Genomic DNA, 17,414 nt, shown 5'->3' with positions numbered 1-17,414 from the left:
GCCTCCCGCTCGGCCATGAAGACGCGATCGGGCGCGGTATTGGCCCAGCGATACAGGGAATCGGTCAACCGGACCGGATATCCGATGTGAAGGTCGCTCGGCCTCAGATAAATGGTGCCATCGCCGCGTCGGTCGACCGTGATCGCCGGATCCTTGAAGGAAATCGGACGCAACGGGGCGGGGGCGCCGCCGGATGACGGCAGCGCAGCGCTCGCTTGCAAGGACAGGTCGGCTTTTAAGCTCATACCCAGTGCCCGCCTCCCTAATAGTTATATCCTATAACTAATTTGGATGGAGTCAATCATCCCGCGCGTGGAGACGAGCGCCCTCCCCAGAAGGAAGAGGGGCAAAAGGAGCTCACAGCACCTGGTGCACCTCGATCACGACGCGGTCGTGATGGCGGGCGGCGGAGGCCACGAACAGGCTTTGCATCAGCCAGCGATACTTTGCGGCGCCGGTCTCAAACCGCGGAACCGTGCGGAAATAGATCAGCGCGGGGTCCACCGCCTCACCTCGATTGAGCTTCCGGACGAGTTCGACCGGTCCGCGGCGAATACCGCGATTATCCACATAGATGATCGCACCGTCGTCGGTCTCGACCGCGTATCTTGCTTCAAGCTCGATCGAGGAATCCGGACGGACGATCTGGAAATCCGCGCCGACCGCACGGACCTTTCCGTTGACCGCCGCACCCTTCACTTCGCCGCCAATGATCGGAATGATGCGGCGTTCGCCGAGGCCGATGTCGCCGGCCGAGGTGATGGCCGCGACTTCTGCCGTGATGGTGAAGACGTATCGGGTCGTCAGTTGAGGTTGCATCGGACACCCTGTTTAGTTCTGCGGCAATCCTTCGAGACGCGATCACATCAGCGCGCCATCATCTGCTGCGGCAGCCAGGTCGCCAGGATCGGGAACGCGATCAGGATGATCAGGCGAATAATGTCGGTGGCGACAAAGGGCAGCACGCCCTTGAAGATGGTGGTGAAAGAGACGTCCTTGACCACGCTTTTGATGACGAAGACGTTCATGCCGACCGGCGGATGGATCAGGCCGAGTTCCACCGTCATCACGATGATGACCCCGAACCAGATCGGGTCGAAGCCGAGTTGCGAGACTACGGGGAAGATGATCGGCACGGTGAGGATGATCATCGCCATCGCGTCCATCAGGCAGCCGAGCACGAGGTACATCACCATGATCACGGCGAGCACGCCGTAACTGCCGAGCCCGAGCCCGGTGAGAAATTCCGTCACCTTCTGCGGCGTCTGCGTCACCGTGAGGAAGTAGCCGAAAATCAGCGCGCCGATCAGCACCGTAAACACCGCAGCCGCGGTGCGCGTCGCCTGCAACAGCGAGGCCAGGATCTTTTCCTTGTCGAGCCGGCCGGTAAGCAGGCCGATCAGAAACGCACCGCTCGCGCCGACGCCGCCGGCCTCGGTCGGCGTAAAGCGCGGCAGGTACGGCAAACCATAGAGGCCGCCGATCACGAAGATGAAGAGCAGCACCGGCGCCCAGATGTCCTTCAGCGCGGCAAAGCTGTCGCGCCACGAGGTTTGTGTGCCCGTGGGCAGAAATCCCGGCCGCAGATAGCCGATCAAAGCGATCGTGACCATGTACATGGTCATCGCCAGCAGGCCGGGGATGATGCCGGCCATGAACAATTTGCCGATGTCCTGCTCGGTGATAATGCCGTAGACCGCCAGCACCGTCGACGGCGGCAGCATGGCGCCCAGCGTGCCGCCGGCCGCGATCACGCCGGTGGCAAAGCTTTGCGGATAGCCGAAGCGGCGCATTTCCGGATAGGCCACCGCCGAGAACGTTGCGGCGGTCGCAACCGAAGAGCCGCAGATCGCAGCAAAACCGCCGCAGGCCGCGACCGTTGCGATTCCCAATCCGCCGCGCAGATGCCCGACAAAGCCGTTGGCGGCGCGAAACAAATCGCGGCTCATCCCGGAGTGACTGACGAAGGTTCCCATCAACAGGAACATCGGGATCACGCCGAAAGTGTAGTCGGTCACCGTGCGCATCGAAGTCTGGCCGACCAGCTTGAGCGCCGGCGTAAATCCCGTGAGGTAGCCAAAGCCGCAGACCCCGACGAGACCCATGGCCATGCCGACCGGCACGCGGAGCAGCATCAGGAGAAACAGCGCGGCAAATCCGGTGAGGGCGACGGCGTTGGTGCTCATGCCGCGCTTACTCCGTGGCCTTGAACTTGGGATCGTGCATGTCTTCCGGATGGAAGACCAGGCGATAGGTGCGGATAGCGATCAACAGCACCGCGGAAACGTCGCCGATCCAGGCCACCGCGAAAAACGGCCAGGTGGGCATGTGCAGGTCGAACGTCGTGACGTTGTCCCGATAAGTGCCGCGCACCTTGTCGAACAGCGTCCAGGTCTGCACCGTCACCACCAACAGAAGCACCACCGTTGCGAATACGTCGATCCAGCGCTGGTATCGCGGACTGACATTGCCCCAGACCAGATCGACCGTGATGTGCGTGCCGCGATAGCTGGTGGCGGCGATCCCCCAGAAAATCAGGATACCGAGCAGCATGCGCCCGATATCGAAAGAATCCGGGATCGCATAGTTGAAGAGGTTGCGCAGCAACACCGACACGAAGATATCCAGCGCTACGAGGCCGACGAAGCCGGCCGCGATCCATTCGATCGTGTCGATGAAGCGATCCATGGAGTGGCGAGTCACGTATCGCTTCCTTCCGATGCTGCGTGATGGACGTGCAGTTACGGCGTCAGGGCGTTGTACTTGGCGAGCGAGGCTTTCAGCTCCGAAAGCGCGGCGTCCGGATCGACGCCAGTCTTGCGCACGCCGTCGGCCCAGGTCTTGACCAGAGGCTCGGCCGCCTTCTTCCACAGCGCAGTCTGCTCGGCCGTCAGCGGGTAGACATCCTGGCCCGCTTCGGCCTTCACCTTGTCGATCCCGGCATCCTCGAACTTGCCCCAGGGCTCGCCGACGCGGCCCGCCGCCTCGGTGTTGCAGTTGTCGTCGATCGCCTTCTTCTGACGGTCGGACATCTCGCTATATTTGTCCTTGTTGAGGACAAGAACGAAAGTGGTGACGTAAAGCGGCGCATCCATCTGGAATTTTGTCACCTTGTCGATCCCGAACAGCACCAGCGATCCCCAGGGAAAGGTGACCGCGTCGGCGACGCCGCGCTCGATGATGTCGCGCACTTCCGGCGCGGACGATTGCACGTTGGTGCCGCCGAGTTGGGTGACGAAATTGGCGATCGTGGCATCTGCGGGGCGGATCTTCATGCCCTTGATGTCGTCGGGCACGACGATCTTCTTGGTGCGCGAATGAAACGATGACGGCGAGTGAATGAAGGCGAGGCAGAACTTGACGTCCTTCATCTCCTTCTCGGCATATTTGCGGTACCAGGCGTCCAGCCCCATCGAGCCGCCCTTGGCGTCCGACATCAGAAACGGCAATTCGCCGGCGCCGATGATCGGGAAACGGCCGGGCTGATAGCCGGGATTGACGTAGGTCAGGTCGGCGATGCCGTCGCGCGCCATGTCATAATGGTCGAATGCCTTGCCGAGTTGCTGCGCCGGAAAGACGCGCGACTTGATCGAACCGCCGGACGCCTTCTCGACCGAGGCTCCCCAATCCTCCAGCGCTTTTTGCAAGGGATGCGAGGCTGGCACCCAATGCGAGATCTTCAGCTCAATGGTCTTCTCCTGCGCCAAGGCAGGCGCGGCCCAAGCGGCCAACAGCACGGCAAGCAGTGCTTTCTTCATCGTCTCCTCCCGGATGGCGGCGGCCTTGTTCAGCCGGTCTTGTTATTTAACATGTTATATAGCGGTGGATTTCGCTTCAAGCTCCCAAGTGTGGCGGTTTAAAAGTCCGCATCATTGTGTCGCGACGTTCGTCATGCGGACTTTTGAACCTAAGCCACACTGGATCAGTAGGCGCGCTGGTGTCCTGTCGATTCCGAAGTTCGCAAAGGTGGCTCCGCGGGATGCTCCGAACTTCGGAATCGGGACACTAGGCACCGACAGTTATAGGTTATAATTAGTTGCGCCACTTGCATATGACGATGGTAGATCGCAGAGTTGGATAGCCGGGGGAGAGCGGCCATTGCGGACAAAAGTTGCCATTATCGGCGCCGGGCCTGCGGGCCTTCTGCTCGGACAGTTGTTGCACCGTTACGGCGTCGACAATGTGATCCTCGAGCGTCACACCGGCGAATATGTGCTCGGCCGTATCCGCGCCGGCCTGCTGGAGGAAGGCACCGTCGCTCTGCTCGACGAGGTCGGAGCGGGCGCGCGGCTGCATCACGAAGGCCTGGTGCATAAAGGGATCGAACTCGCCTTCGGCGGCGAGCGCCACCGCATCGATTTGCACGGCCCCACCGGCAAGACGGTGACGATCTACGGCCAGACCGAGGTGACACTGGACCTGATGAATGCGCGCCGCACGGCCGGCCTCACCAGCATCTACGAGGCCGAACACGTCAAGCCGATCGATTTCGATACCGATCACCCCCGCATCTCCTATGTCAAGGACGGCGCCTCGCATGAACTCGAATGCGACTTCATCGCCGGATGCGACGGCTTTCACGGCGTCAGCCGCGCCAGCGTCGAGCCGGAAGCGATCGAGACCTTTGAGCGGGTCTATCCGTTCGGCTGGCTCGGTATTCTCTCCGACACCCCGCCGGTCAGCCATGAACTGATCTATTCCAATCACGCCCGCGGATTTGCGCTCTGCACCATGCGCTCGACCAAGCGCAGCCGCCATTACGTGCAATGTTCGCTCGACGATCGTGTCGAAGCGTGGTCCGACGAGCGCTTCTGGGACGAACTGAAGCGACGGCTCGACCAGAAGGCCGCCGATGAACTCGTCACCGGTCCCTCGATCGAAAAAAGCATCGCGCCGCTGCGCAGCTTTGTCGCCGAGCCGATGCGATTCGGCCGGCTGTTTCTGGCTGGCGATGCGGCGCACATCGTGCCGCCGACCGGCGCCAAGGGGCTCAACCTCGCGGCCTCCGACGCGCATTACCTGGCGCAGGCATTTCGCGAGTACTATGACGAAAAGTCCTCGGCCGGCATCGACGCTTATTCGGCACGCGCGCTATCGCGGGTCTGGAAGGCGGTGCGCTTCTCCTGGTGGATGACATCGATGCTGCACAAATTCCCGGACAACGGCGAGTTCGGCGCGCGAATCCAGCTCGCCGAACTCGACTATGTCGCCAACTCAAAGGCGGCGGCCGCGTCGCTCGCAGAAAACTACGTCGGCCTGCCGTTTTAAGTCGAAACCATCTTCGACCGCGGCATCAGCACCGCCAACACGATCGCAACCAGCAGCAGCGCCGGAACGTCGCCGATGAGATGGCCGCCCTCCGCGGGATCCTGCGTCGCCTGAACGGCCATGATGGCCGCATGAACGACGCTCGACCAAACGGTGAACCAGATCAGGCTGCTGCTACCAAGCGGATCGCGCGAGGCGAGCAGCAGAAATATGCCGAGCGTCGCGTAGACGCCGACGATCATCATCGCGTAGTGGGAATGCCCGTGCCCCCAGGCCCAACCCGAGGGCCACAAAATCGTCAACGGATAAATGGCAAGGATAAAAATCAAACCGAACGCAATCAAGGCGATGCGAAGATAGAACATCCGAGTCTCATCCGACATATTTCTCTCCCCATTAAATGCGTTAACACTCCCCTGTCTTTCCGATTTACCGCCCTTCAAGCATAGCAGACACTGCCCCACGGGTCAGTCCGGAAACCATCATGCTCAGACTCTATTTCGCGCCCGGCTCAAGCTCGATGGCGGTCCATATCGCACTGCACGAGGCCGGCGCGACGTTCGAAACCAAGTCACTGTCGTTGACGCGCAACGAGACGCACACGCAGGAGTTTCTGAAAATCAATCCGGCCGGCAAGGTGCCGACGCTCCTGGTCGACGGACGCCCGCTGGTTGAAGTCGCCGGCATCCTGTTCTATCTGGCGCGTCGTTTTCCCGAGGCCGGACTTTTGCCGCATGGCGACATCGAGGCCGAAGCACGCGTCGTGTCCTGGATGTCTTTCATCGCATCGACGCTGCACCCGGCACGCCAGCGCGGCGCGGAATATGCGCGCGAGGTCTTCGGCCTCGCCGACCGCCTGCTCGGGCCGGAATGGGTGCTGGGCGAGCGCTACTCGATCGCCGATATTCATCTGTTTCGCGTGTACTGGCGGCTGTTTCATTCGCTCCAGCCCGCACCCGGCACGTACCCTCATCTGGACGCGCTTTATGCGCGGATGATGGCTCGGCCGGCTATCCAACGAACGATCGAGGCGGAAGCGGCGGTCGGCTATGATTTGCCGCCATGAGGCGCTTTCAAACACGCGTGCAAATGCCGTTTCAAACTTTGTAGGCGGTGATTTGCGGTCCCTCGTCCGGTTTAGTGGCAGTCCATCAGCATGCGAGCTGCCCATGACCGCAATAGATGTTCCTGACGGCTTTGAATCGCATTTTCGCAAGAGCCCGCTGACCGATCCCTGGGAGCCGATCTATTCCCGCCGGACGGCGGATGCGGTGGTGATCGGCCTGCGGCTCGCCACCCCGCATACCAATTCGCGCGGCCTGATCCATGGCGGCTTGATCGCCGCGCTCGCCGACAATGCGATGGGCCTGAGCTGCGGCGTCAAGCTCGACGGCCCGCGGCTCGTCACCGTCAGCCTCGCGGTCGACTTCATCGGCACGGCGGCGATCGGTCAGTGGCTGGCGGTCGAGAGCGAAGTAATCAAGACCGGCGGCACGCTGTGCTTCGCGCAATGCCGCATCAGCGCCGACGGCGCGGTCATCGCGCGCGCCAACGGCACGTTTCGCGTCATAAAGGCGACGTGACGGTCTGTCATTCCGGCGCGATGCAAGGCATCTGGTCTCGCGTTTCCGGATTCGTCCTGCGAGCGGTTCGGAACGACGGTGATCATCGCCCGAAACGCCAGTCGCTGGTGTCGACCACAAGATCGATGAAAGTGCGCACCTTGGCCGACAACAGCCGCGAGGTCGGATAGACGATGTGGATCGGCAGCGGCGGCCGCTCGAACTTGGCCAGCACGATCTTGAGACGGCCGCGCTTGATCGCCTCGGCCGCCTGATAGGCTAGCACGCGGGCCAGGCCGCCGCCCGCTTCAGCATACTGGATCGCTACATCGGCCGTATTGGTCGACAGGCGCGGCGCGTAATCCACCCGAATCTCGTTTCCGTCCTCGACAAATCGCCATTCGGTCGAACCCGCCGTCGCTCCGAACCGGATGGTGTCATGGGTGGCAATATCCTGCGGCTTCTTCGGCTCGCCGCGCGATTTCAGATAGCCGGGCGAAGCGACCGTGATCCGCCGCATATCGCCAACATGGCGCGCGACCAGCGACGAATCGGCAAGATGGCCGATCCGGACCGCCAGATCGACGCCCTCCTCCACCAGATTGATCATGCGGTCTTCCAGCCGCAACTCCGCGGACACCTCGCGATGGCGTTTCAGATAGGCCGTGAGCACCGAACTGACATGAAGACGGCCGAAGCCGACCGGCGCCGATATTACGAGGCGTCCGGTCGGGCGCGCGCGCTCGCCCTCGGCCGCGATCTCGGCCTCCTCGACGTCGGCGAGAATACGCCTGATACGCTCAAGATAGCGCGCACCGGCGTCCGTCAGCGCGACCTGCCGCGTGGTCCGCTGCAACAGGCGCGCACCGAGGCGATCCTCAAGCGCCGCGATCAGCCGCGTCACACCGGAAGGTGACAAGCGAAGCTTGCGCGCGGCTGCGGCGAATCCCTTGAGGTCCGCCACCGCGACAAAGGCTTGCATGGCATCCAGCCGGTCCATGGCATTATTTCATATAGCGCAATGATCTGCTGTCAACCGGGACGATTGTTTTAGCGCGCCGCCAGAGCCATCTTGGCAGCATGGACGTAAGTGGCCCGGAGGTCTTCGATGTCAGAAACCCTCGCCTATTCCAGTGACGTCGCCTTTACGCCTGCGGTCAAGGCGATCCAGGCGCGCAAGGGATCGCGCCACGCCTATGCCGAACGCGCAGAATGGCGGACCGAAATTGACGAAGACCTCGCCTCGCGTCTGGCAGAGGCAAGCAGCATCTATTTCGCCACCGCTTCCGCCGCCGGCCAGCCTTACATCCAGCATCGCGGCGGGCCGCAGGGCTTCATCAAGATCGTCGACAGGAACACGCTCGGCTTTGCCGATTACAGCGGCAACCGGCAGTACATCACGCAGGGAAATCTGTCCGAGAATCCGAAGGCATATATATTCATCATGGACTACGCGCGGCGCCGCAGGGTGAAGCTGTGGGGCGAGGCCAAGGTCATCGAGGACGATCCGGCACTCTTGCAAGCGCTGATGCCGAAAGGCTACCGGGCACGCCCCGAGCAGGCGATCCTGTTTCGGATCGCCGCCTGGGACACCAACTGCCCGCAGCACATTCCGCAGAAGTTCGATGCCGCCGATGTGGCGGCCGCGCTTGGTGCGCGCGATGCGCGGATTGCGGAGCTCGAGGCTGAGCTAGCTGCGCTGAAGGGCAAGCCCGTCGCTGCAGCCGCTACAGAGCCTCAGGCGGCCTCGCAGAGCCTCGACCAGGCAAAGTCGGGATAATATTTTGCCATCATGCGGTCAACGTAAGCGATCAGATTGTCGAACTGCTGCGCCCGGTCTCGTAACGGCGAGACGAAGAACGGGGTGAGAATCCCGGCCATTACCGCGAAGGCGGTGGCGTCTGCGCCACAGGGCGTCTCGCCCATCAGATAGGTCTTGTCGCCAAGCTGAACCGAGAGCGCCAGCAGCGAGCGGACGGCAAGATCGACGTCCTCATCCGGCGCATGACGGCCAAGGCCGCTGATCAGATAATTTTCGGCGACGCGAAACTGGGCATCTTCGCGCAGCTTTTCCCGCATATGCGCCGGCGCGCCGTCGAAAAAGTGCGACGGACCCTTGGCAAAATTGTCCGGATCGGTCCAGCGCGCGCCGACCAGCGCCCAGTACATATGGTGTTCGATCATGCGCTCGAACGCCCAGGCCTGCGCGCGGGCTTGCAAGTTCAGCGGCGCATCGAAGTCGAAGCCGTATTTGCCCTCGATATGCGCGCGGATGAAGGTCGAATCGGCGATCGCTTCGGCCCCATCCACGATATAGGGCAATTGCCCCTTGGGAGATGCATTCGGCCTCGCCTTTTCCTTGGCGTAGGCAAGTCCAGCCATCTTGAGCTGGACCTCGGTCTTGGTCACGAACGGGCTCATTTCCGGCAAGCCAAAACCCGGGCCAAAGCCATAAAGCGTGATCACTGAGGCGCTCCCATTCTTCTGAAAAAGCGCTTCATGCTAGCGACACCCTGCTGCCACCGTGGTGTCAGCAGTGGCGACCATATCGTCCATAAGTCGAGGCCGTAGAGTATGATCATGGGACAAACCCCTCTCGATTTGAGTGTTGCCGCCGTTATACTTGCCACCTGCTGCCAACATGGTGTCAGCATCCGAGAGAGCCCGCGGAAAAAGATACGAGCGGAAAAGATACGAGACCCGCATGCGACGTGCCGATCGTCTGTTTCAGATCATTCAGGTGCTGAGGCGCACCCGCAAGCCGCTGACCGCGGATGCCATCGCGGCCGAACTCGAAACGTCCAAGCGCACGATCTATCGCGACATTGCGACCTTGATGGAGCAGCGTGTACCGATCCGCGGCGAGGCCGGCATGGGCTACATCCTGGAAAAGGGCTTTGACCTGCCGCCGCTGATGCTGACGCCCGACGAGATCGAGGCCGCGGTATTGGGAGCGCAGTGGGTTGCCGGCCACGCCGATGAAGCGCTGTCGCGCGCCGCCGCCGACCTGATCGCAAAGATCGCTGAGACCGTGCCGGAACGCTTGCGGCCATTCGTGCTTGAACCGGCGAGTCGAGCCCGTCCGGTCTGGCGCAAGGAGCCCGACCGCATCGACATGGTGCGGACGCGAACGCACATTCACGAAGGCAAAAAGATCGCGCTTCGCTACCGTGACGAACATGGGCGCGACAGCGAGCGCACCATCTGGCCGATCGCGATCGGCTATCTGGAAGCGGTCCGGCTATTGGCCGCATGGTGCGAGTTGCGCCGGGATTTCCGCAGCTTCCGCACCGACCGCGTCATCGACGCCGTCTATCTCGATGAAAAGTATCCGGAGCGACGCGACCTGCTCCGTGCAAAATGGCGGCGCAGCCTGGTCTGGGAAGCACCAAGTGACATCTGAGAGCGATATCTGATCATGGCCGCAGATGCTCCATCATCATTATCGGAAAGCCCATGCCAGACCTGCGGCGCCTGCTGCGCCTATTCGAGCAACTGGCCGCGGTTTTCGACCGAAGACGATGCGGCGCTGGATCTGATCCCGGCAAAGTTCGTCAACGACAAGCAATCCGGCATGCGCTGCGAGAGCGATCGTTGTTCGGCACTCTCGGGACGGATCGGCGTCGAGACGTCTTGCGTCATCTATGCGGTGCGGCCGGAAGTGTGTCGCACCTGCATGCCCGGCGATGCCGAATGCGCGATGGCACGCCGCAAATGGGGACTGCCGGAGCTGGAATGACTGCGTAGCTCGCGCGACCGCGTCTTGGCCGCGACAACGCCGGAGAGTTCACCCGTAACGCCCCTAGGCAGTAACGGCCTCTAGGCCGTAACAGCCTTGGCGAAGTCGGCAAAGTCCGCGTCGTCGGGCTCGTCCTCGATCGGCGTCACCGCCGACAGTGGCTTGGTAGAGAGCGTAATCGGCTTGCGGCCGTTGACGGATACCGGCGGCGTTCGCGCGGCGGGTTCACGGGACAAGGCGTAAAGCGTCGAACCGACGCGGCCGCCGGCTTGAACCAGTTCCAGTTCGCTGCAGCTTCCCGCGATCGCGAGCGCCAGCGAGTGGAGGTGGCTCTTGCGGTAGCAGAACAGCGCCAGCATCGCCCGGACATCGGGCGAGACGCTCGCCACCAGTTGCGGCAGACCGTGTTCGCTGGCGCGATACATTTCACCGAGCAAATCGTCTCGGATCGGGCAAAAGTCGTTCTCGAACATTTGCATATCCCCCGACCCTGAGGATGCAATGCGACTCTCTAACGAAAGGTTAACCACGCTTGCCAGTAGTGACACGGGGGACTTGGTCCGGCTCGCGCATTGCGGACTGGACTGATTCGGGGCGGTTCACCGAGAGCGGTGGGCGGGCCAAGCGCCGAGGCAGAGATTCTAATTGGCCGCCATGAAGATCGACAGGCCGAAGCCGGTGAGGTGATGCAGTGCCTGGTCGACGCCGATTAGCGTCCAGAACCATGGGTGATGGTTTTCCTGATTGACGCCCAGGCGCGACGACACCAGCCCCTTGCAGCGATCGACAGTAATGTGAATGAGAAAATCGATCACGGCCACGAACCAGAACCGCGGCGCCACGATCAGGAGGAAGGCCAGCGCGACCGCAAAGTGGACGCTGCAATGGGCAAGCAGCGGAAGCGCCCAACCCTTCTTCTGATCCTTGCCGATCGCCATCCAGGAGGTTTGCAGTACGAAATCGGCGATGACATGCTTGACGGTCAGAAGCATCATCCATCCGATCAGCGCGCCGACTGGTACCGATGCGGACATGGGAGGAAACGACAAGCTGAAGCCCTCAGACAAAAATGATTGGAGAACGATATGGCGGCTTCGGCGCGACTTCTTCTTGTTAAGCCCTGACAAATGGTTCGGGGTTCGCTTTTTATGCCATCTCCGGATGCGGAATGCACCATCATCGGTTTCGAAAAACACAAGCTGTGACCGATGCGCGCAGCGCCAGGTAAGGTTACTGCGGCAGCGCATAGGCTGGATCTGATATTCGCGAGTCCCGCGTGGCAACGATGCCGCGGTGCGCATATCAAATCTGAAACTGCCCTCGCGCAAGCATTCGGACATCGGCATCATTGCTGGCATCTGCCCACGGGCTTCCGCACCAAAGCAACGCTAGATCAATAAGTTAGATAGTGCTCCGTGATTCCGAGATTCGAAGGCGCGGCTTCCGCAAAACGACGCGCTCTTCGGTATCGAAAAAACATGCATTTGAAAGTGGCCCCATGTTTACGAACATTCGCAAAGCTGCCGGCGCGGGGGAATGGGAGCGTTGAAACAAGCCGCACGTTTGCATTCCGCGGACATGCGGATATCATGCGGGTCATAAAATTATCGTTCTTTTCTAGGCATTTAGGCCGTCGTTCAGAGGATTTCGGCGCCGCTTGCGCTTTCGACGGCAGCTTCAAGTTGCGGATATCGCCCATGAGTGCTGAAGTCCCGACATCACCGTCCGACGCGCGCCGCTCGCGCCCGCCGCTTCTCAACAGCAATCGCAGGCAGGTGATCCTGTTTGCTGCGTTAACGCTGATCCTGACGGTCGCAACCGTGTGGGGCGGACGTGTCTGGCTGAGAAATTCAGAAACACTCACCTTCGCCGTGGGCGAACCGACGGCGCCAGAGGCAAGGTTTGCCGCCCGGCTGGCGGCGATGCTCAAGGCAACCTCCTCGCGGCTCCAGATCAAGATCGTCCGAAGCAGCGACAATACCAAAGCGCTCGGCCAGTTTGACCGGAAACTCGCCGACCTTGCGGTGTTGCGGACGGATGCAAAAATTCCGCCTCGCGCACGCGCGATCGCGGTGCTCGAGCATGACGTGCTGATCCTGATCAGCCCCGGCGACAAGAAAATCAAATCGCTGGCGGAGCTGAAAAAAAAGAAGGTCGCGCTGCTGATGAGCGCCAGCAATCTCGCTTTCGTGCGCAATGTTCTCGACCTTGGCGAAGGAACAGATGCCGCCTCGCGTTTGCAACTGGCGCCGCCGAACGCAACGCTCGACAAGCTGTTCGCCGCAGGCGGCTATGGCGCCGTCATCGCGGTCGATCATGCGTCTGCCATCGTCAAGGACAAGAGCTTCGAGCAGATCGCCAAGCGCGCGCCATTCACCGTGAACGCGATCGACGAGGCGAAGGCGCTGAGCCGGCGGCATCCGGGAATCCTGGAAGAAACGCTGGCCACGGGTCTGTTGTCCTCAACGCCGCAAATTCCCGACGACGACCTCGACACCGTTGGGCTGCAATGGCTCCTGGTCGGACAGGCCACGATGCCGGCCAACACCGCCGGCGAACTTGCGCGCACGATCTATGAGAACAAGGCCGAACTCGCGCTCGACGACGGCTTTGCCTCCAAGATCGAGCCGGCAGATGTCGAGAAGACCGCCCTTGTGGTCGCGCATCAGGGCGTCACCGAATACATCAACGATACCGCCAAGTCGTTTCTCGAGCGCTACAGCGATCTGTTTTACCTCGGCGTCGCCACGCTCAGCGTGATTGGCTCGCTGTTTGTCGCGCTCTACACCAAGGTTACGCGGGTGGCGCCGGAAAAGGCCAGTGAACTCGCAACCGCGATCCTCGATATCGGCGAACGGGTCGCGGGCGCTCAGACCATGGAAGGGCTTGCCGGCCTTCAGGACGAACTCGAAAGCGTGCTGCGAGGCGTGGTGATCGGGCTGCGCGACGGCACCATCTCAAGCGACGGGCTCGACACGTTCAAACTGGGCTATGAGTTCGTGCGCGACGAGATCGGCCTGCGGCGCGAAAGCCTGAAGCGGCAGCACGGCCACGACGACAACGTGGTGGTGGTCAAGACCGCGCAAAGCGCATAAGAACGCGCCTGATGTTCAAACCGTCCGCCTTCTCCGCCCTCGAACAGTTTGTGACCGCAACGAGCGGCCGCAACATGACCAAGGCGGCCTACCTCGCCGTCGCCTGCGGCGTCGTCGCGATGGTGTTGTTCACAGTCGAGCCGACTTACCAGTCCATTCACTATCTGGTCGACGCCGTGCTGTGGGCGTGTCTGTTGTTTTTCGTCTTCGAATGGGTGATCCGGCTGCGCCATGCCGCCCGCAGTGGCGGCAGTTCGTCCTATATCCTTTCGTTCCGGGGAATTGTGGATGCGGCGTCCGCGCTCGCGGTCCCGATTGCGCTGGCAGGCGGAGGCAATCCGAGAACAGCCTGGCTCCTTGGCATGTTCTGGGTGCTCAAGGTCGTGCCCGGTATCCGTGGCTTGCGGCAATTGCGCCGGGTCATCGTGCAGGAATCCGGTCCGCTGCTCAGCGTGCTCGTGATCTTTCTGATGGTGCTTTTTCTGGCCTCGGTTGCGGAGTTTTTCCTGGAACACGAGGCGCAACCGGCCGCCTTCGGCAGCGTGCCGGCGGCGCTGTGGTGGGCGGTCGCGACCTTGACCACGACCGGATATGGCGATGTCGTGCCGATTACGCCGCTCGGCCGTCTGATTGCAGCCGGCGTCATGATCTGCGGGCTTGGCGTGTTCGGCCTCTGGACCGGTATTCTCGCCACCGGTTTTGCCGCGGAAACGCGGCGCGACAATTTCCTGAGGACGTGGGAGCATGTGAGCAAGGTGCCGTTCTTCGCCTCGCTCGGTTCCTCTGCGATTGCCGACGTCACTCAGATGCTGCGGACGATCGATCTTCCAGCACGCACCACTATCATTCGCAAGGGGCAGTCGGGCGATTGCATGTATTTCATCGCGAGCGGCGAGGTCGAGGTCGAGTTGCCGGGAAAGAAAGTGGCACTTGGCGTCGGCGCGTTTTTCGGCGAGATGGCGCTGCTCGGCAGCACCTTGCGTTCGGCCAACATTACCACGACACGGGTGTCGCAGCTCCTGGTGCTTGACCTCGTCGACTTTCGGCTGTTGATGGCCCGGCATCCCGATCTCGCCGAGACCATCGAAGCCGAAGCGAAACGGCGCGCGCAAGAGAACAACTAGCGGAGACAACAATGTCGGAAACCGACGCCACCCCGCCGGTGCTTGAACGCCGGGGCGCCCGCGCCACGATCCGCCTGAACCGGCCGCGACACCTCAATCGCCTGCAAGCCGACGATCTCGATGTGTTGCTTCAGCTATTTGCGGCTGTCGAGGCCGATTCCGCGCTTCGGGTTCTCGTGCTCACCGGCACCGGGCGCGCATTCAGCGCCGGCTATGACCTGAATTCGGTCGCCGAGCGCGCCACCAGCGACGTCGAACAGAAAAGCGCGGGCTCGGCGTTTGAAGCTGTGGTGAACCGGCTGGAAGACATCGGCATCCCGACCATTTGCCGGCTAAACGGCGGGGTCTATGGCGGCTCGACTGATCTGGCGCTCGCCTGCGACTTCCGCATCGGCGTCGACACCTGCGAAATGTTCATGCCGGCAGCCCGGCTCGGGCTGCACTATTACAAGAGCGGCATCGCGCGTTACGTGACGCGGCTCGGGCTCGATAACGCCAAGCGATTGTTCCTGACCGCCGAGAAGATCGGCGCGACCGAAATGCTGCGGATAGGTTATCTCACCTCGATGGTGCCGGCCGAGGCGCTGGACGAAGAGGTCGACCGCCTGGTGGATATCCTGGCCGGCAACGCTCCGATCGCGATGCGCGGCATGAAGCAGACGATTCACGAGATCGCCCGCGGCAGGCTCGATGAGGAGGCGGCCGACCGCCGCGCCCGCGACAGCATGCGCGGCGAGGAGATCAAGGAAGGCATCAGGGCGTTTGCCGAGAAGCGCCCGCCGAAGTTTTGAGAGATTTTATTCGTCGACGAACTGCGCAACCTCGCCCACATCGGCCCTAGAGGTCCGGTAGCTGTTGATGCGGTGATCGCGGTCGGCAAAGCCAAAGGATATTCCGCACACCACGCGGCGGTCATCGCCGATACCAAAGTGGCGCCGGATCAGGCCGGACTGGTGCGCCAGCGCCGCCTGCGGAATGGTGCCGAGGCCGAGCGCCTGCGCCGCCAGCATGAAATTGCTGACATAGGCGCCGCAATCGATCGCGCCATAGACGCCGAGTGCCTCGTCGGTATGGACGATGGCGACATGCGGCGCCCCGAAGAAATTGAAATTCTCCAACGCCTGTTTCGCATAAGCGGCCTTGTCACCCCTGGGAATGCCGAGCGTGTTGTAAAGCTGGAAACCGCTTTCCCTGCGCCGCTGCAAGTACACGCCGCGATATTCCCGCGGGAACGGAAAATCGCCATCATCGACGCCCGAACTCGCCGATGCATAGATCGCTTTGCGAAACTTCTCCTTGGCCTCGCCGCTCGCGATCACGACCTGCCACGGCTGACTGTTGCACCAGGAGGCGGTGCGCTGCGCGGCTTTCAATATTCGCTCGATGGTCGGCCGCGGCACCGGATCCGGCCTGAAGGCCCGGCAGGAAAAGCGCTCGCCCAGCAACTCTTCCAACACACCGATCCGTGATCCGTCGTTTCGTTCCATGACAGCGTCCTTTTTTCCGCCTCGCGCTCACGCTAAACGTGGATGGCTGGCGGAAGCAAGCGCGAGCCGGCCCCGCACGGACGGCTCGATCGGTGAGGCGGAGACGACATCAGGATGACCCTTGCTCCCATTGTGTTGCCCTCAGGCATCCGCTCCCGCTTTGTCGAAGGCATCAACGGCCTCACCATGCATGTGCTGGAGGCCGGCTTTGAGGGCGAGGACCGGCCTTGCCTGCTGTTGCTGCACGGCTTTCCCGAACTTGCCTATAGCTGGCGCAAAGTGATGCCGGCGCTGGCGCAGGCCGGCTATCACGTGCTCGCACCGGACCAGCGCGGTTATGGCCGCACCACCGGCTGGGATGCGAGCTATGACGGCGATCTGCGTCCATTTCGTCTGACCAACCTGGTGCGCGATGCACTCGGCGTCGTCGCGGCCTTCGGCCATCGCTCGGTGGCGGCCGTGGTCGGACACGATTTCGGCAGTGCGGTCGCCGCCTGGTGCGGAATCATCCGGCCCGACGTGTTCCGCTCGGTGGTGTTGATGAGCGCGCCGTTCGCGGGCCCGCCGCGGCTGCCATTCAATACCGCGCAGACACCGGCGCCGCCAAGGTCGGTCGATCCCGTTCTCCGCGAACTCGCGGCGCTGCCGCGCCCGCGCAAGCATTACCTTTGGTATTACTCGACGCGCGAAGCGAATGAGGACATGTGGCGCGCCCCGCAAGGCGTGCATGATTTCCTGCGCGCCTATTACCATCACAAGAGCGCGGACTGGAAAGACAACCAGCCTCATCCGCTCAAATCCTGGTCGGCGGGCGAACTCGCCAAGCTGCCGACTTATTATGTGATGGACCTGGCGAAAACCATGGCGGAGACGGTGGCCGAGGAAATGCCGTCGCAGCAGGCGATCGCTGCGAACAACTGGCTTCCCGACCACGAGCTTGCGGTCTACGCCGAAGAATTTCAGCGCACGGGTTTTCAAGGCGGCCTGCAATGGTACCGCTGCGGCACGTCGGACGCCTTCACCGCCGAACTGGAAACCTGGTCGGGCAAGGGCATCGATGTGCCGTCGTGTTTCATCTCGGGCAAGCAGGACTGGGGCACGTATCAGCGGGCTGGCGTGTTCGAGGCGATGCAGACGAC

General features: G+C 62.0%; 20 protein-coding genes and 1 pseudogene. 10 read left to right on the top strand and 11 right to left on the bottom strand.

Translation table 11 applies throughout. The features are described from left to right. The 5 genes and pseudogenes from VFL62_RS22605 to VFL62_RS22585 all read right to left on the bottom strand — a co-directional run. A pseudogene (locus VFL62_RS22605) lies at positions 1–245 on the bottom strand (feruloyl-CoA synthase); the annotation flags it as partial. Between the two features lie 112 nt (positions 246–357). Continuing rightward, a complete protein-coding gene (locus VFL62_RS22600; protein ID WP_325174618.1) occupies positions 358–819 on the bottom strand; it encodes a DUF3237 domain-containing protein in 462 nt (153 codons plus the stop codon). Between the two features lie 47 nt (positions 820–866). After that, on the bottom strand, positions 867–2,186 hold the full coding sequence (locus VFL62_RS22595; protein ID WP_325174617.1) for a TRAP transporter permease: 1,320 nt from the start codon (positions 2,184–2,186) through the stop codon (positions 867–869). A 7-nt stretch (positions 2,187–2,193) separates the two neighbouring features. After that, positions 2,194–2,703 carry a TRAP transporter small permease gene (locus VFL62_RS22590; RefSeq protein ID WP_325174616.1) on the bottom strand — a complete coding sequence of 170 codons (510 nt, stop codon included), beginning with the start codon at positions 2,701–2,703 and terminating at the stop codon, positions 2,194–2,196. Between the two features lie 38 nt (positions 2,704–2,741). After that, positions 2,742–3,758, bottom strand: a complete 1,017-nt coding sequence (locus VFL62_RS22585; protein ID WP_325174615.1) for a TRAP transporter substrate-binding protein — start codon at positions 3,756–3,758, stop codon at positions 2,742–2,744. 340 nt (positions 3,759–4,098) lie between these two features. Between VFL62_RS22585 and pobA the strand changes: the two genes are divergently transcribed. Beyond that, positions 4,099–5,268, top strand: coding sequence for a 4-hydroxybenzoate 3-monooxygenase (gene pobA / locus VFL62_RS22580; RefSeq protein ID WP_325174614.1), 1,170 nt, complete (start codon positions 4,099–4,101; stop codon positions 5,266–5,268). Here pobA and VFL62_RS22575 read toward each other — a convergent pair. Continuing rightward, a complete protein-coding gene (locus VFL62_RS22575; RefSeq protein ID WP_325174613.1) occupies positions 5,265–5,651 on the bottom strand; it encodes a DUF6632 domain-containing protein in 387 nt (128 codons plus the stop codon). The genes pobA and VFL62_RS22575 overlap by 4 nt on opposite strands. A 101-nt stretch (positions 5,652–5,752) precedes the next feature. Here VFL62_RS22575 and VFL62_RS22570 point away from each other — a divergent pair, with 101 nt between their 5' ends. Together VFL62_RS22570 and VFL62_RS22565 are read left to right on the top strand one after the other, a co-directional pair. Continuing rightward, positions 5,753–6,334 (top strand): glutathione S-transferase family protein, encoded by a 582-nt coding sequence (locus VFL62_RS22570; RefSeq protein WP_325174612.1) that lies wholly within the window; start codon positions 5,753–5,755, stop codon positions 6,332–6,334. Positions 6,335–6,437: 103 nt separating this feature from the next. Then, positions 6,438–6,851 (top strand): PaaI family thioesterase, encoded by a 414-nt coding sequence (locus VFL62_RS22565; RefSeq protein WP_325174611.1) that lies wholly within the window; start codon positions 6,438–6,440, stop codon positions 6,849–6,851. Between the two features lie 82 nt (positions 6,852–6,933). On the opposite strand, the gene VFL62_RS22560 is transcribed toward VFL62_RS22565, so the two are convergent. Then, positions 6,934–7,830 (bottom strand): LysR family transcriptional regulator, encoded by an 897-nt coding sequence (locus tag VFL62_RS22560; protein WP_325174610.1) that lies wholly within the window; start codon positions 7,828–7,830, stop codon positions 6,934–6,936. A 108-nt stretch (positions 7,831–7,938) separates the two neighbouring features. Between VFL62_RS22560 and VFL62_RS22555 the strand changes: the two genes are divergently transcribed. Beyond that, complete coding sequence (locus tag VFL62_RS22555) at positions 7,939–8,610, top strand: pyridoxamine 5'-phosphate oxidase family protein (RefSeq protein ID WP_325174609.1); 672 nt, start codon at positions 7,939–7,941, stop codon at positions 8,608–8,610. Here VFL62_RS22555 and VFL62_RS22550 read toward each other — a convergent pair. Next, a complete protein-coding gene (locus VFL62_RS22550; protein WP_325174608.1) occupies positions 8,568–9,296 on the bottom strand; it encodes a glutathione S-transferase family protein in 729 nt (242 codons plus the stop codon). The two genes, VFL62_RS22555 and VFL62_RS22550, sit on opposite strands and share 43 nt — an antisense overlap. Before the next feature lie 238 nt (positions 9,297–9,534). On the opposite strand from VFL62_RS22550, the gene VFL62_RS22545 reads away from it, so the two are divergent. Further along, positions 9,535–10,233: a YafY family protein gene (locus VFL62_RS22545; RefSeq protein WP_325174607.1), complete on the top strand. Its 699-nt coding sequence runs from the start codon at positions 9,535–9,537 to the stop codon at positions 10,231–10,233. 15 nt (positions 10,234–10,248) lie between these two features. Continuing rightward, positions 10,249–10,569 (top strand): YkgJ family cysteine cluster protein, encoded by a 321-nt coding sequence (locus VFL62_RS22540; RefSeq protein ID WP_325174606.1) that lies wholly within the window; start codon positions 10,249–10,251, stop codon positions 10,567–10,569. 80 nt (positions 10,570–10,649) lie between these two features. Here the strand turns inward: VFL62_RS22540 and VFL62_RS22535 are convergent, their stop codons facing one another. Next, positions 10,650–11,048: a hypothetical protein gene (locus tag VFL62_RS22535; protein WP_414644816.1), complete on the bottom strand. Its 399-nt coding sequence runs from the start codon at positions 11,046–11,048 to the stop codon at positions 10,650–10,652. Between the two features lie 162 nt (positions 11,049–11,210). Continuing rightward, positions 11,211–11,564, bottom strand: coding sequence for a DUF3307 domain-containing protein (locus VFL62_RS22530; RefSeq protein ID WP_325174619.1), 354 nt, complete (start codon positions 11,562–11,564; stop codon positions 11,211–11,213). 702 nt (positions 11,565–12,266) lie between these two features. Between VFL62_RS22530 and VFL62_RS22525 the strand changes: the two genes are divergently transcribed. Genes VFL62_RS22525 through VFL62_RS22515 form a run of 3 tightly spaced genes read left to right on the top strand, consistent with a single transcriptional unit; the run spans position 12,267 to position 15,579 of the window. Further along, positions 12,267–13,664, top strand: a complete 1,398-nt coding sequence (locus tag VFL62_RS22525; protein ID WP_325174604.1) for a TAXI family TRAP transporter solute-binding subunit — start codon at positions 12,267–12,269, stop codon at positions 13,662–13,664. Between the two features lie 11 nt (positions 13,665–13,675). Beyond that, positions 13,676–14,788 carry a cyclic nucleotide-gated ion channel gene (locus tag VFL62_RS22520; protein WP_325174603.1) on the top strand — a complete coding sequence of 371 codons (1,113 nt, stop codon included), beginning with the start codon at positions 13,676–13,678 and terminating at the stop codon, positions 14,786–14,788. An 11-nt stretch (positions 14,789–14,799) separates the two neighbouring features. Continuing rightward, positions 14,800–15,579, top strand: a complete 780-nt coding sequence (locus tag VFL62_RS22515; RefSeq protein WP_325174602.1) for an enoyl-CoA hydratase/isomerase family protein — start codon at positions 14,800–14,802, stop codon at positions 15,577–15,579. 6 nt (positions 15,580–15,585) lie between these two features. On the opposite strand, the gene VFL62_RS22510 is transcribed toward VFL62_RS22515, so the two are convergent. Further along, the gene (locus VFL62_RS22510) at positions 15,586–16,275 is read right to left on the bottom strand and encodes a nitroreductase (RefSeq protein ID WP_325174601.1); all 690 of its coding nucleotides are present in this window, start codon (positions 16,273–16,275) and stop codon (positions 15,586–15,588) included. Between the two features lie 114 nt (positions 16,276–16,389). Here VFL62_RS22510 and VFL62_RS22505 point away from each other — a divergent pair. Continuing rightward, on the top strand, positions 16,390–17,414 hold a 1,025-nt coding region (locus tag VFL62_RS22505; RefSeq protein WP_325174600.1), incomplete at its 3' end, for an alpha/beta hydrolase.

Origin of the sequence: Bradyrhizobium sp. (genome assembly GCF_035701725.1) — a bacterium.
Taxonomy (GTDB): domain Bacteria; phylum Pseudomonadota; class Alphaproteobacteria; order Rhizobiales; family Xanthobacteraceae; genus Bradyrhizobium.
Note: the sequence above shows the minus strand (reverse complement) of the source record. Positions and strands in the feature narration are given on the sequence as shown.

Bases quoted from the DNA above. Each gene is read 5' to 3' on its own strand.
- VFL62_RS22565 (WP_325174611.1), top strand. From the start codon at position 6,438: ATGACCGCAATAGATGTTCCTGACGGCTTTGAATCGCATTTTCGCAAG.
- VFL62_RS22570 (WP_325174612.1), top strand. From the start codon at position 5,753: ATGCTCAGACTCTATTTCGCGCCCGGCTCAAGCTCGATGGCGGTCCAT.
- VFL62_RS22535 (WP_414644816.1), bottom strand. From the start codon at position 11,048: ATGCAAATGTTCGAGAACGACTTTTGCCCGATCCGAGACGATTTGCTC.
- VFL62_RS22520 (WP_325174603.1), top strand. From the start codon at position 13,676: ATGTTCAAACCGTCCGCCTTCTCCGCCCTCGAACAGTTTGTGACCGCA.
- VFL62_RS22545 (WP_325174607.1), top strand. From the start codon at position 9,535: ATGCGACGTGCCGATCGTCTGTTTCAGATCATTCAGGTGCTGAGGCGC.
- VFL62_RS22595 (WP_325174617.1), bottom strand. From the start codon at position 2,186: ATGAGCACCAACGCCGTCGCCCTCACCGGATTTGCCGCGCTGTTTCTC.
- VFL62_RS22560 (WP_325174610.1), bottom strand. From the start codon at position 7,830: ATGGACCGGCTGGATGCCATGCAAGCCTTTGTCGCGGTGGCGGACCTC.
- VFL62_RS22555 (WP_325174609.1), top strand. From the start codon at position 7,939: ATGTCAGAAACCCTCGCCTATTCCAGTGACGTCGCCTTTACGCCTGCG.
- VFL62_RS22515 (WP_325174602.1), top strand. From the start codon at position 14,800: ATGTCGGAAACCGACGCCACCCCGCCGGTGCTTGAACGCCGGGGCGCC.
- VFL62_RS22540 (WP_325174606.1), top strand. From the start codon at position 10,249: ATGGCCGCAGATGCTCCATCATCATTATCGGAAAGCCCATGCCAGACC.
- VFL62_RS22575 (WP_325174613.1), bottom strand. From the start codon at position 5,651: ATGTCGGATGAGACTCGGATGTTCTATCTTCGCATCGCCTTGATTGCG.
- VFL62_RS22525 (WP_325174604.1), top strand. From the start codon at position 12,267: ATGAGTGCTGAAGTCCCGACATCACCGTCCGACGCGCGCCGCTCGCGC.
- VFL62_RS22530 (WP_325174619.1), bottom strand. From the start codon at position 11,564: ATGATGCTTCTGACCGTCAAGCATGTCATCGCCGATTTCGTACTGCAA.
- VFL62_RS22585 (WP_325174615.1), bottom strand. From the start codon at position 3,758: ATGAAGAAAGCACTGCTTGCCGTGCTGTTGGCCGCTTGGGCCGCGCCT.
- VFL62_RS22600 (WP_325174618.1), bottom strand. From the start codon at position 819: ATGCAACCTCAACTGACGACCCGATACGTCTTCACCATCACGGCAGAA.
- VFL62_RS22510 (WP_325174601.1), bottom strand. From the start codon at position 16,275: ATGGAACGAAACGACGGATCACGGATCGGTGTGTTGGAAGAGTTGCTG.